Annotated in this window: 7 protein-coding genes; all 7 read right to left on the bottom strand. The window is 33.5% G+C overall.

The window, feature by feature from the left end:
- Positions 1-25 precede the first annotated feature (25 nt).
- Positions 26-7,189: a T9SS outer membrane translocon Sov/SprA gene (sov, locus tag ACVEGE_RS09680; protein ID WP_192500546.1), complete on the bottom strand. Its 7,164-nt coding sequence runs from the start codon at positions 7,187-7,189 to the stop codon at positions 26-28.
- Positions 7,190-7,213: 24 nt separating this feature from the next.
- On the bottom strand, positions 7,214-7,795 hold the full coding sequence (gene ruvA / locus ACVEGE_RS09675) for a Holliday junction branch migration protein RuvA (protein ID WP_173850616.1): 582 nt from the start codon (positions 7,793-7,795) through the stop codon (positions 7,214-7,216).
- 76 nt (positions 7,796-7,871) lie between these two features.
- The gene (locus ACVEGE_RS09670; RefSeq protein WP_173850619.1) at positions 7,872-10,157 is read right to left on the bottom strand and encodes an NADP-dependent malic enzyme; all 2,286 of its coding nucleotides are present in this window, start codon (positions 10,155-10,157) and stop codon (positions 7,872-7,874) included.
- 150 nt (positions 10,158-10,307) lie between these two features.
- Positions 10,308-10,742 (bottom strand): CBS domain-containing protein, encoded by a 435-nt coding sequence (locus ACVEGE_RS09665; protein WP_192500545.1) that lies wholly within the window; start codon positions 10,740-10,742, stop codon positions 10,308-10,310.
- 112 nt (positions 10,743-10,854) lie between these two features.
- Positions 10,855-11,781: a tRNA epoxyqueuosine(34) reductase QueG gene (queG, locus tag ACVEGE_RS09660; RefSeq protein ID WP_192500581.1), complete on the bottom strand. Its 927-nt coding sequence runs from the start codon at positions 11,779-11,781 to the stop codon at positions 10,855-10,857.
- Positions 11,782-11,888: 107 nt separating this feature from the next.
- Positions 11,889-12,911, bottom strand: coding sequence for a Holliday junction branch migration DNA helicase RuvB (gene ruvB / locus ACVEGE_RS09655; RefSeq protein ID WP_173854872.1), 1,023 nt, complete (start codon positions 12,909-12,911; stop codon positions 11,889-11,891).
- An 80-nt stretch (positions 12,912-12,991) separates the two neighbouring features.
- The gene (locus ACVEGE_RS09650) at positions 12,992-14,788 is read right to left on the bottom strand and encodes a cytochrome c oxidase subunit I (protein ID WP_192500544.1); all 1,797 of its coding nucleotides are present in this window, start codon (positions 14,786-14,788) and stop codon (positions 12,992-12,994) included.
- Between the last annotated feature and the right edge of the window lie 2 nt (positions 14,789-14,790).

The raw sequence follows: 14,790 nt of genomic DNA, 5'->3' as shown, positions 1-14,790 counted from the left end.
TCAAATCTTGTTTAGATTTCCTAAATTAATTTCCAAAATTATAACGCAACGTAAATCCTGAACGAATATTAGTCAATGGGAAAGAGGTTGAAATTACAGCTTTAGAAAAAGAATGATCATAGTAAAATATTGCAGTCAAGTTCTTACTGAAAGAATAGTCAGCTGTTATTTTTAAAGACCATATATTTTGCCCACCTGCTAATTGATTGTTATCATAATCTAAATAACGTACGATCGTTTGATTGTTTCTATAAGAGAAATCAGCTTTCATGTTGATATCTCCTTTGATTATCCCAGTAGGACTATCAGCTAATTTTGATGAGAAAATCACATCTTTAAAACGGTATCCTAATCCTACAACGTACTCTATCCCCTTAACCTCTGTCAATAAGTTATTATCAAAACTCATAGATAGCGCTCTGTCTTTCTTTACTTCTGTTAAAATTTTCAGAGAACTCTTCAATTCGAAATCCATGCGAATTAATGGACTAAATTGTTCTACTAAGTTAATATTAGAAAGGATCGTTTTGTTATAAAAATTCCCATTATCATCAAAACCATTTGGATCATTATCATAATTAAAATTAGATCGGTATTGATTAATTGTATAAGATGCTCTATAACTATGCTGCAAAGAGAAACGTTTAAAATTACGTTTAAACATTTCATAACGCATCAATCCATTGTATTTCACAGACCAGTTAGGTATTGGAACACTTCTAAAAATTCCCGTAGAAGCCTTTGACGCATCACTTCCTGAGTAAGCAGCTAAGAAAGCGGGTAATAAAACTGCTTGATTACTTTTACCATATCCTTTTGGGTACCCATCTTCGTCTATATTAGCTGGGTTATTGATATCTATCCCTCTTTCAGTAGCTAATCTATTTGCTACAATTAACCTGTTTTCTCTAAAATCGCTAAATGCTATTGAAGCATTTTCATCACTTGCAGAAAAAGCAGTTTTAATTAAAACAGTCGATATTGAAAACAAACCATAAGTGTAAGGTGAAAGCGAGTTGTAAGTTCCGTTTGCCGAAACATCGTACTGCTCAGAATAATTCTCAGAATACGATCTATCTGCATTCAAATCAATTTTTAGATCTGGGAACAAATCAACATTTGCTGTAGCTTTAAACTCTTTATTAGTTACCTGTGTATAATTTTGATTGAAATTATCATAGAATGTCAACCATCCTTTTTTTGCAGCTTCATAACGCACATCCTCTTGACTACCAAAAATAAATCCTAATGACGGTCTAGAAGAACCTAAGAAACCTACACTAGGTGTATACCCTGGCAATACCGTTCCACTGTTTTCAGTGTAATTTAACTGAATGTTTTTTACACTAGTTAGTATCCCTCTTAAACCATCAACAAACGGACTACTTGGCGCTGGCTGATTGTTAGTATTCACAATTTTCTCACCTGGCTTAGGTATTACTACTTTAGGTTTGCTTCCTTGTTTTTTGTCACTTTTTGAAAGTCCGATATATTTATACAACATATCCATATTAAAAGTAGCATTCAAATTATTTGAACGTGCATTTTGAATCGTATTTCCCAAATCATAATCTACACCATCAATATTAATATCTGATAAAGCATTAGAAGTACGTTGCCAGCTATAATCACCTGTATAACTATAGTTTGCTTTTACAAAACTTAACAATGGAATTTTATTAATTGGAATTTCATAATTCAAAACCAACTGCTGCATGTGCTGATTAGGATCTCCAATATTCCAATAGCTATCCCAAATAGTAAAACTATCAATAGGCTCATTATCTTCGTTCAAATAATTTTTTACAATATTGCTTGAAGAAGCAGTGTAACCTAATTTAAGCGATTTAGTTAAGTTAAAATTAAATCCGTATTGGTAATTAAACGAGAAGTTTCTTCTATATAAAGGATCTAAACCAATTCCTTCAACATTTTCTACTTGTCTAAATTGTTGCTTATTAAACTGCCTATTAATATTTGAATTAAAAGTAATATTAGAAGGTAAATAGTTAAAATTAAAATCACTCAACATCTTCCAATACGAACTTTTCTTCATGAATTTAGTATTCTTGAATGGCTCAACAGGTTTTGACTGAAAAGTATAAGCATAATCCACAGATGAATTTGTTTGTTGATCTTGATAGTTTTCAATTTCAAAATCATGGCGCTCTACTTCATTGTAAGATTGAGAGAAAGTAAAATTCTCTACATCATAAACATGAGGTTTTGCTTCAGGATTTCTTTGTTTTCTTACTCCAATAAAGTTAATACTACTTCTCTTTGTATAATCAATCGCCCTATTTTTAAAATTAGCTCTAGTATCAGCATCAGCAGTTTCATCTAATAATTGTTGCAGTTTAATATCTTGATTAAACGGATCATATTGCGGTGTAATTATCTCTTCACCTACAGCATAATTAAAAGGCAAGTTAACGCCCCATTTTACAGGTAATAGTTTACCAAGGTTAATATTTGTTACAATATTATATTGCTGAATATCCTCACGGCTTCTTTCATTAGGACCTTGCTCTAAAGCTCCAAAGCCAATAGTGCTTTTTCTTCCCGTAGCAGATACCGTTGCAAAATCAGCAAAATTGGTATCAACATTTAAAACGGCAGCCATACCACCTTGATTATCCATGTCAGCTAATCGAAGCTCATTAAACCAAACCTCTCCTTTAATTTTTTGAACATCATCAGCGTTTTTAACCCCAACCATTAATGTACGTACCATTCCAAAATTAGGATTTCCCTTAATCCCTATTCTCAATTTATTACTCTTACTAGATGCAGAACCGTCTAGTTGATCTTCATCTTGGTAGTAAATTCCGTCTAATGGCAAAGTACTTAAATCGATACTCATTGCCTGTATTTTTAACTGAGTCAATAAGGCTAATGATAAATCAATTTGATTGGCTTCTGGCCACACACTTTCTGCACTCAAAGGAGAACAATTAGCAGCACCTGATCTATTCGGAACAGTTACTTTTAATGGTATTTCGATTTGGTAAAAATTATCTGTAAAGTCATTTCCAAAACGAATAAAACCAACCATTTGATCATCACTTAAAGTTACTTCATTTTGCAATGATTCAGCATGTAAAAACATTTTCAGTTTTTTGAACTGACGCATATCAATACTTACGTTTTTAAACACCGCTCTAGAGTCATTTTTCTCTAGTCCATCACCAGAAACTCGCAACGAAAGTGATTGCTCATTTTGATTAATAATTGTATTGTTGTTGTACAATTGCTCTCTAACAACTCCTGGAGGCACAATGTAATTTACAGGACAACGCTCATTATTTTCTTGAACATTTACTGTTAAAACATCTAGATCCGTTCCATCATCAGCAATATTTGTATCGTTAAAGTCTAAAGTATTTGTGTACCTTCTCCAATCCCCTCTTACTAAATCTAATGAACCAAAACGAACAGTTACTTCATCAGTAAAACCAGTCATAAACATCCTCATGAATCTAATTGACCTAAAGTCAGATATGGTTCCGATGGTGTTTTGCGGTTGCGATACTGGAATTTTAAACTGCAGCCATCGCGCATCAGTAACTTGACCGTTAGGCAAAGTAACTTGTGTATTCCTTATATCAGTAATATTATTTTGGCCAATAGCCATATTAGGTTGTACATCAATACTGTATTCATAATACGCATTAATTGTATTCATGGTATTGTCTTTATTAATATCTTCTACATCTGGAATAGTAGTTGCAGCTCTATTAGCATCATTAATATCTACAGCTGAATTTCCTTCAAGACCATTATAGTTTTTATATCTTTCAACAACTCCACCTGTTGTGTTTAAATAATAGGTATAATCATCTGCCGCAGGATCAAGTTCTGAAGCATAGTTAGTATACACTGCAGCTTCGGCATTATTATTCAATCCATCTAATCCTATATCTTGGTTTTTACGATTATCTACATTTGTATCAAAAGCATAAATTAAAGATTGTGATGCTGGAACATCTCCCCATAAAGGTCTTGGATTAACTAATATTTGATCTGGTCCTAATCCGTTTTCATATTGTTTCCTACCATCTTTTAAAATATCCTCAGAAACCTCTCCTAAATTGAAATAGATTTTCCCTGTATTAGTAGAGGGTGCATTTCCAGCACCTACATACGGATCTAATATCCAAAACTGAATATACTCAACATTAGATTGTTCAAAATTTGTAGAGTTAATTGCTCTAGTAATCCCTCCAAAATTATCTTGAGGGCTAGTTCCAAAACCAGCATTATTATTATAAGGTCCTCTATTAGAAGGATAGTAACTTAAATTCAATGTGCTCACAACCTGTGTTTGCCCTTGAGCAATATCTGTCAAAGGATACAGCTCTTCACTATAAATTCTTCTAGTTGTATTTAACGATAAATCATCGTTACTTATGCCCGAAGGTTTTGAAGTATAAAATATTGGATCAATAGAGTACCAAGCTAACTTTGCTCTTTTAAAACCATAACTTAAGTCAGTGGCTGTAGCATTAAAGTTATAACTACTTTTTACATTTCTATCAGGTGTAGAGGACAAACTCCACGCATAAGCTGAACGCATATCAATGGTAGATTGAGACCCTTCAAAATCATCTACATAAATTGTAGACTCCCCTTCAAAATCAGATGCTTTAGGCGAATCTGGTTTCAAAAATGCTACTTCTCCTCTTACAGAAAGATTAGAAGGAACATCGGTATCAACATTTGGTAATTTATTTACTAATCGAGTAAAGAAAGGTACTTCAGTAGCAAAATTCGTATTGAAACCAAAAATAGTATTGTTTACTGATTCTTGACCATAAGACGATTTTTGGGTAAAAGGCTTCTCGGTCATTTTTAATAAAGTGGCCCCAATTAAAAATTTATCTGAAATTTTATGCTCAACATTCACTCCCATAAAACGTCGGGTTTGTTGTCCAAAAATTGAATTATTTTCAAGCGAAATTTCAATTGGTGTATTTGAAGCTTGTAAAGAAGCATCAAGAATTTGCACACGCCCTAATTGATAGTTCACACTATAATCAACCCCTTCAATTAACACACGACCCGCAGCGGTAACCACAACAGACCCTTGAGGCACATTAAAAGCACCAATAGGAATTCCGTCCCCTCCAGTAGATTTGTACTTTCCTCTTAAAAGGAATTTATTTTTATCACTATCTTGCAAAGCGCCAGACTGTGTGTTGCTATACATGCTTTTAAACACATATTTTTTCTGGTTAGTGTTGTAGGTAGAAGCATCATCGTAATTTTCTGTTGAACCCGAATTTGATAATTTCGAAAACAATAACTCTCCAAAAGGTTCTTTAGTTGTAAAAATAATTCGACCATTTTGCGAATCAATTGTAACTCCAGATAAAAAGTCAAAAAAACCATCACCACCTGTTTGTGGATCATTATTATAATTTAATTTATCTAAATTAAATACTTTTAATAATGGGGTTTCTTTTACTTTATTCTCAGCTGAAGGATTTGAAGGAAAACTATAAGGGTTACCAGCAATATCATTTGCCTCTTTGATATAATTTAATGGTGAAGGATCACTATAAAGAATATTAAATCTAAAATCCTCTTGTTTAATTTGATAGGCACCTGGAATTTGATAAATATTTTTCATCATTAAATTCCAAACTGGATTCTTAACATTTGTTAAGTTACTTTTCAGCATTTTTAGGATCAAACTTTGCGTGACAATTGCTTGAGAAGAACTTGTTCCCGTCACCACTGTAGCATCAATCCCGTCATTACCAAACTCCCCTACTTGATAAACTTTATCACCCACAGTATATTCGTAAGCTACTGCAAGGATTTCATCGTTATTTAATCTTTGTTGCAAAGAGATGTAACCTAATTGTGCATTATAAGTAAACTCATTAGAGGTTAATTTTCTTGCATTTTCTAATTTCGAATAATCTTGACCTTCATTTACTGTTACATTAAATCCCGAACTTGCCGTAACAATTTCCCTAATATTAGTATTTAACAACCCTGTGCCGTTTGCAATTTGCGCAGGATCATAATCATTATTACTATTGTCAGTAGGTGAATTGAAAGGACTGTTAAAAATCCCAGTAGATGGGTCTATAACTACAACTTCATTATCTGCTAAACCAGTTAACTGACTTTCTCCTAAATCCTGTAATGCAATAACATTACGCAAATTATTAGAGTTAGTGCTAACTCTAGTTTGTTTATTTGTCACCCAAACTTCAATTCTAGTAATTTGTACTCTACTATCTATAAATGGATAATTTTTAAGCGACTCGTCATACTTGTTTCTGAAATATTGTGATAAGAAAAAGTGTCTATCATTATCATAATCCAAAGCGAAAATATCATAGTCCTGAACCGTTCCACCACCTTCAGCAACTAAACTTTTTGTTTGTGATTTCTGTTCAGAGTACACTCCCGTAACTGTAGTTTTACCAAATTGTAATTGTGCTTTTACACCAAACAAACTTTGTGCACCTCTTATTAATGAACTATTCAAAGGCATACTAACATTACCTACTTCAATCTTTTGAATGATATCGTCTTCGGTTGGTGTATATTCTAATTTAATTAAATTTTGAAATGCAAATGTAGATTGGGTATCATAATTAGCATTTACATTCAAACGCGTCCCAACTTTCCCTGTTAAGCTCATGCTAATTCTTTGATCAAAATCAAACGCTAAATTAGAACGGTTACGTGGGGAAAATGCTGGATTGTCTTGTTTTGTAAAACGAGCACCTAAATCCATCTCTACAGACCCTGTAGGCTTTACATCAATAGTATTACTACCAAAAATAGATTCAAAAAGTCCGGAATTAATATAATATTTAGGTAATAAATCTTTTTTTGCTTCCTCACTACCTTCTTTCTTTCCTTCAATAGCATCTGCTTTTTTCTTAAAATAATCACGCATAGACTCTTTCAAGACTAACCTTTCATATTCTTTAGGCGTCAACACTATAGGGTTATTAATAGAAAAACCGTCTACTGAATTAGTATAAATATAGCTATCAGTAACGGGATCATAAGTATAAGCAGCAACAATGCTCTGGGGATCTTTTATTTGGATTTTACCTTTAGAATAACCCGTTTTGGTTGTATCTTGAGCTTCATCTTTAACTTGGGAATTAGCTATGAAACTACTAAATAAAACCAACAAAAAAATACAAATTTTTTGCATATAAATATTCGTTTTGCAAACCTCTTACAAGGCTTTTAATGCTTTTTTAATAATTGACTCAACAGAAGCTTCCGGATCTTCTTTGACAATTCTTTCAATAATTTTTTCAGAAGCTTTGCGAACAAAACCTAAAACCTCTAGTGCTGATAACGCTTCATCTCTATTTGTATTGCTTTGAGACATAGAAACTTCATCTAAATCATACAGCTTTAACATTTTTTCTTTTAAATCTAGAATCACTCTTTGCGCTGTTTTACTTCCAATGCCTTTTATGGATTGAATTGTAACCACATCTGAAGAACCTATCGCATTTATAATTTGTTTTGGTTCTAATGATGAAAGCATTGTTCTAGCGATACTCGCGCCAATCCCTGAAACTGATAAAAGCATTTTAAAAATCTCTCTTTCTGATTTTTCTACAAAACCAAACAAAGTATGCGCATCTTCCTTAATTTGAAGATGTGTAAAAAGTTTTATAAAATCAGTTGTAGGGAGTAAAGAGTACGTATGCAATGAAATATTCACCTCATAACCCACACCTCCACAATCAATTACTACTTGAGTTGGTGTTTTTTCTACTAATTTACCTTGCAAATGTCCAATCATAGTCTTCTTAAATTTATACCAAAAAAAATTGCTTACCACAATTAAAAAACCGTAGTAAGCAATATAGTATTTTATTTTATTTAATCGGTTTTTTCTTTTGTTTTTCTTGAGCATCAATAACAGCAATTGCCGTCATATTTACCATTTCCTCTACACTTGCTCCTAATTGAAGAATATGAATAGGCTTACTCATACCTAACATAATAGGCCCAATAGAATCTACTTTATTCAACTCTTTTAACAATTTATAAGTAATATTTGCTGAGTCAAGATTAGGAAAAATTAACGTATTTACTTTCTTTCCTGCAAGCTTAGAAAACGGGAATTTTTCTTTTAGCATTTCTTGATTTAGAGCAAAATCAGCTTGTACTTCTCCATCAATTATTAAATCTGGGTGGTGCTCATGCAAATAAGCAACTGCTTGCCTTACTTTTGTTGCATCTGGATCTTGTGATGAACCAAAATTAGAGAATGAAACCATTGCCATTACAGGCTCAACACCAAACATTCTAGCTGTCTTGGCAGTCATAATCGCAATTTTAGCTAAATCATCTGCCGAAGGATCGATGTTAATAGCGGTATCTGACAAAAACATTGGCCCACGAGCCGTCATCATCATATTTGTTGTTGCAATAATAGATGCTCCAGGCGCTTTATCTACCAATTGCAACATTGGTTTAACCACCGAAGAATAGCTTCTAGAGTGTCCAGTTACTAAACCGTCAGCATCCCCTTCATTCACCATCATGGCAGCAAAATAGTTTCTTTCGCGCATTAATTTTTGAGCATCATACAATGAAATCCCTTTCCTTTTTCTTGATTCCCAATACCTATTTGCAAATTTATTTCGTCTTGCATCTTCTTCTTTTATTTTAGGATCAATAATTTCAAGATCAGCAAAGAAACCTAGTTCCTGTTTTAATTCTAAAATTATCTCTTTATTCCCTAATAAAATTGGATGGCAAATCCCTTCTTCTAAAGCAATTTGAGCTGCTTTTAAAACGTCTAAATGGTCTGCTTCCGCAAAAACAATTCGTTTCGGGTTTATTTTAGCTCTGTTGGTAATCAAACGAACCATTTTATTATCGTTTCCTAAACGATCTAAAAGTTCCTCTTCATATTTACCCCAGTCTGTTATCGGGTTTAAAGCCACTCCTGATTCCATTGCAGCTCTTGCAACAGCAGGCGCAACAATACTAATCAATCTAGGATCAAAAGGTTTAGGAATAATATACTCTCTACCAAAGTTTAATTTAACCTCTCCATATGCAATATTAACTTGCTCCGGAACAGATTCTTTTGCCAATGAAGCCAGCGCCTTAACAGCAGCCATCTTCATAGCTTCATTAATTTTAGTTGCTCTAACATCTAGTGCGCCTCTAAAAATATAAGGAAAACCAAGCACGTTATTCACTTGGTTAGGATAATCAGATCTTCCAGTAGCCATTATTAAGTCAGATCTTGTACCAATAGCTAGGTTATAATCAATCTCAGGATCAGGGTTTGCCATAGCAAAAACAATAGGATCATTTGCCATTCCTAACAACATTTCAGGAGTAAGAATATTTCCAGCTGAGACACCTAAAAACACATCGGCTCCTTTAAGAGCTTCTCCTAATTTTATCCCAGGTTTAGCTTTAGAATATTTTCTTTGCAAGGCTGACAAATCAGTTCTTTCACTAGAAAGGACACCATCTTTATCAAACATGATAATATTTTCTGGGTTTATACCCAATAAAACATATAAATTAGCACAAGCCAAAGCTGCCGATCCTGCACCTGAAACAACAATTTTAGCTGTTTCAATATGTTTTCCCGCAAGCTCAAGTGCATTTAAAAGTGCTGCTGACGAGATAATTGCCGTACCGTGTTGATCATCATGCATCACCGGGATGTTCAATTCTTCAACCAACCTACGTTCAATTTCAAAAGATTCTGGAGCTTTTATATCTTCTAAATTTATTCCTCCAAAAGTAGGAGCAATATTTTTAACCGTTTGAATGAACTCCTCAATATCTTTAGTACCAATTTCGATATCAAAAACATCAATATCAGCAAAAATTTTGAATAACAATCCTTTTCCTTCCATTACTGGTTTTGAAGCTTCAGGTCCTATATCACCAAGTCCTAAAACTGCAGTACCATTTGTAATAACTGCTACTAAATTTCCTTTTGCTGTATACTTATAAACGTTATTTACATCTTTTGCGATTTCTAAACAAGGTTCAGCAACACCTGGCGAATAAGCCAATGATAAATCTCTTTGGGTTGCGTATTTTTTAGTAGGGACTACTTGAATCTTACCTGGAGTGGGTTTAGCATGATATAATAATGCTTCTCTTCTTTTACTATCTTTATTCATCTTAATTTAGATTTTTATCTAGCGTACAAAGATAGAAGACTTGGGTTAAAAAGTAAGGTTTAATCACATTGTTTTCTTAAAAGGCTCTTATTTAGAACCTAAAAAAGCTACTATAATAGTGGGTTGACAATTAATAGTATGATTCAAAGCTTAAGAACTGCTGCCGCTGATGTAGGAATCTAAATGCTGAATGGTTTCTTTTTGCACTTCGATAATCGATTTTACAACATCTCCTATAGAAATTACACCTAAAACAGCACCGTTTTCTACTACTGGAAGGTGTCGAATACGTTTTGTACTCATAAGCTCCATGCAATAATCAAGATCATCAGTTAATTTTACAGTAATTAGATTACGCTCCATAATTTCATGTACAAAAGTATCTTTAGAAGCTTTGTTTTTCAATACTATTTTTCTTGCATAATCTCTTTCAGATAAAATACCTTTGAGTAAATTATCTTCAATAACTAACACTGCGCCTACATTTTTCTCCCCCAAAACTTTCAGCGCATCATACACTGTAATAGTTGAAATTATAGAATGTACGTCATTTCCTTTGATGTTTAATATTTGATTCACAGTCATATCCAAAAATTTAAGTTGACTATAAAGTTAAAAATATTTTTAATAAAAAGAAGTGTTTTTCAATAATTCTAAATTTAACTGTTTAAAAATCAACACATAAAAGCGAGAAATGTTATTTCAGGAAATCAATATTACGCATCAAACCCTTGAATTTAGTTCTTTTTATAGGGGAGTCTTTAAAAACAACTCTAAAAGTTTCTTCGGTGATTTCCTCCCAGTCTTTTTTAGACATAGACAACAGCTCTGGATTAGGATTAAATAAAGGTTCGTTGTGCGATTTAGAAAAACGATTCCAAGGACAAACATCCTGACATACATCACAACCAAAAGCCCATTCATCAAACTTTCCTTTCATTTCAAAAGGAATATTTTCCTTAAGCTCAATGGTATAATAAGAAATACATTTACTTCCATCAACCACATACGGTTCTGCAATTGCTTGTGTGGGACAAGCATCTATGCAAGCGGTACAACTACCACAATGATCCGTGGTAGCGTTATCATAATCTAAGTTTAAGTCTAAAATTAATTCGGCTATAAAATAAAAAGAGCCTACTTTTTGAGTAATTAAATTGCTATTCTTTCCTATCCACCCCAATCCACTTTTAGCAGCCCATGCTTTGTCTAAAACAGGAGCCGAATCAACAAAAGCACGACCAGAAACGTCTCCAATGTTTTCTTGAATAGAAAATAAAAGTTCTTTCAGTTTTTCTTTGATTACAAAGTGGTAATCTTGACCGTAGGCGTATTTTGAAATTTTATAGGAATCCGAACTTTGCAAATCAGCTGGGTAATAATTCAGCAATAGTGACACCACGCTTTTAGCATCATCAACTAACAAGGTAGGATCTAGTCGTTTGTCAAAATGGTTTTCCATATAAGACATTTGACCGTTATGATTGTTATTCAACCAATTTTCTAATCTAGGCGCTTCTTGTTCTAGGAAACCAGCTTTCGATATACCACAAGAAAGAAATCCGAGACGTTTTGCTTCGGATTTGATTAATTGTGAATATGTTATGGCTGACGAATTTTGCATCGTTAGTTTGTCAGTTTTTAGCCCTGATGGGAACGGCATCCTTTTATACTTACCCTTTTTTTGGGGAAGTATAAAAGATATAGTGTACAGCAGGAAATAGCTTCTAATTAAAATAATCCGCCTTGAACATTTGCTTTTATCTTACCGAGGTGACGATAAGCTTTATCAGTGACTTCTCTACCTCTTGGGGTTCTCATAAGGAAACCTTCTTGAATTAAGAAAGGCTCATAAACCTCTTCGATAGTTTCGCTACTTTCAGAAACTGCAGTCGCTAAAGTAGTCAAACCCACAGGGCCTCCTTTGAATTTATCTATAATTGTATTCAGGATTTTATTGTCCATTTCATCTAAACCATGCGCATCAACATTAAGCGCTTTTAATGCGTATCTTGCGATTTCAATATCGATGGTCCCGTTTCCTTTTATTTGAGCAAAATCACGCACACGACGTAATAAAGCATTAGCAATACGTGGAGTTCCTCGGCTTCTACCAGCTATTTCTACTGCTGCTTCCATAGAAATGGGCATTTTAAAAATACTTGCGCTTCGCTCTACGATAGATGTTAATAATTCGGTGGTATAATATTGTAAACGAGAAGCGATTCCAAAACGCGCCCTCATAGGAGCCGTTAATAAACCTGAACGCGTTGTTGCTCCAATTAATGTAAATGGATTTAAATTTATTTGTACCGTACGTGCATTAGGACCTGATTCTATCATGATATCGATTTTAAAATCTTCCATGGCAGAGTACAAATACTCTTCTACAATAGGGCTTAGTCTATGAATTTCATCAATAAACAAAACATCTCTTTCTTCAAGATTTGTCAAAAGTCCAGCTAAATCGCCAGGCTTATCTAAAACGGGACCCGAAGTTATCTTAATTCCTACATTTAATTCGTTAGCAAGAATATTAGCTAAAGTAGTCTTACCTAAACCTGGAGGACCATGAAAAAGGGTATGATCAAGCGCTTCATTTCTTTGATTTGCTGCGGCTACAAAAACTTTTAGATTTTCTAATATCTGATCTTGACCCGCAAAATCATCAAATGATAAGGGTCTTAGTTTTTTTTCAAGATCTAATTCTTCCGAATTGTATCCGTTTGTTGTAGGGTCTAAATTTTCATTCATATAACAAAGATACTATAAAGTTGTGTGCAAATAAAAATGCCTCTCTAAAATAGAGAGGCATTTTTAAATATATTTAAAATCTAGTGGTGTAATACTTCTTCACCAGGTTTCATTGGCACAGTTTGAGGAACAAAGTCTTCTTCATGTGCTGGATTACTGTAGTCATAAGGCCATCTGTGCACTTCTGGAATTTCTCCTGGCCAGTTACCATGAATATGTTCTACTGGAGTAGTCCACTCTAATGTATTAGATCTCCATGGATTTTGAACTGCTTTTTTACCGTAAAAAATACTGCTAAAGAAGTTGTACAAGAAAACCAATTGGAACGCTCCACCAATTAAAGCAAATGTTGTAATTAATACATTTACATTTTGCAAATCATCAAATAATGGAAAGTTTGTATTTGTATAATAACGTCTTGGTAAACCAGCTAATCCAATAAAGTGCATTGGGAAGAAAACTCCGTAAGCACATACTGCAGTTACCCAAAAGTGAACATAACCTAAGTTTTTATTCAACATTCTTCCAAACATTTTTGGGAACCAGTGGTAAATACCAGCAAACATTCCGTAAAGAGCAGATATACCCATTACTAAGTGGAAGTGAGCAACTACGAAATACGTATCGTGAACGTTAATATCTAGTGTACTATCTCCAAGAATAATTCCTGTTAAACCTCCAGTGATGAAAGTAGAAACTAAACCTATTGAAAACAACATAGCAGGATTTAACTGTAGGTTACCTTTCCATAATGTTGTGATATAATTAAATGCTTTTACTGCAGAAGGAATTGCAATTAATAATGTTGTGAATGTAAAAACAGAACCTAAAAATGGATTCATACCTGATACAAACATATGGTGACCCCAAACAATTGTAGATAAGAATGCAATTGCAAGAATTGACATAATCATCGCTCTGTAACCAAAAATTGGTTTACGAGAGTTTGTTGCGATAACTTCAGATGTTATACCTAATGCAGGTAATAATACAATATAAACTTCAGGATGTCCTAAGAACCAAAATAAGTGTTCAAACAAAACTGGAGAACCACCTTGGTAATGTAAAACTTCACCAGCAATATAGATATCAGAAAGGAAAAATGATGTTCCAAAACTTCTATCAAATATCAACAATAAAGCTGCAGATAATAAAACTGGAAAAGAAACAACACCAATAATCGCAGTAACGAAGAAAGCCCAAATTGTAAGAGGCAATCTTGTCATAGACATTCCTTTTGTTCTTAAGTTAATAACAGTAACAATATAATTTAATGATCCCATTAAAGAAGATGCAATAAAAATAGCTAATGAAACTAACCATAAAGTCATTCCTAATCCAGAACCAGAAATAGCTTGTGGTAATGCACTTAAAGGAGGATATATTGTCCAACCTGAATTTGCAGGTCCTGATTCAACGAACAAGGATGCAACCATGATTACACTTGATAAAAAGAATAACCAATAAGAAATCATGTTCATAAAACCAGATGCCATATCGCGTGCACCAATTTGAAGTGGAATAAGTAAGTTACTAAAAGTACCACTTAAACCGGCTGTTAACACAAAGAATACCATTATAGTACCATGTATTGTTACTAAAGATAAATAAATATCATTAGCCATAACTCCGTTAGGAGCCCATTTATCACCAAGTAAAATATTGAATATTTTAAAAGATTCCTCAGGCCATGCCAATTGCATTCTAAAAAGCATAGACATACCAACACCAATGATTCCCATAATAATACCTGTAATAAGGTACTGTTTTGCAATCATCTTATGATCAATACTAAAGATATACTTAGTAATGAACGTTTCTTTATGATGGTGTTCGTGTTCGTGATCGTGTTCGTGATCGTGAGCTTCTGCTGACATAT

Source organism: Flavobacterium sp. PL002, from assembly GCF_054165825.1.
This window is presented reverse-complemented; position numbering and strand designations above follow the sequence as displayed.

Bases quoted from the DNA above. Each gene is read 5' to 3' on its own strand.
- queG (WP_192500581.1), bottom strand. From the start codon at position 11,781: ATGCAAAATTCGTCAGCCATAACATATTCACAATTAATCAAATCCGAA.
- ACVEGE_RS09670 (WP_173850619.1), bottom strand. From the start codon at position 10,157: ATGAATAAAGATAGTAAAAGAAGAGAAGCATTATTATATCATGCTAAA.
- ruvA (WP_173850616.1), bottom strand. From the start codon at position 7,795: ATGATTGGACATTTGCAAGGTAAATTAGTAGAAAAAACACCAACTCAA.
- ruvB (WP_173854872.1), bottom strand. From the start codon at position 12,911: ATGAATGAAAATTTAGACCCTACAACAAACGGATACAATTCGGAAGAA.
- sov (WP_192500546.1), bottom strand. From the start codon at position 7,189: ATGCAAAAAATTTGTATTTTTTTGTTGGTTTTATTTAGTAGTTTCATA.
- ACVEGE_RS09650 (WP_192500544.1), bottom strand. From the start codon at position 14,788: ATGTCAGCAGAAGCTCACGATCACGAACACGATCACGAACACGAACAC.
- ACVEGE_RS09665 (WP_192500545.1), bottom strand. From the start codon at position 10,742: ATGACTGTGAATCAAATATTAAACATCAAAGGAAATGACGTACATTCT.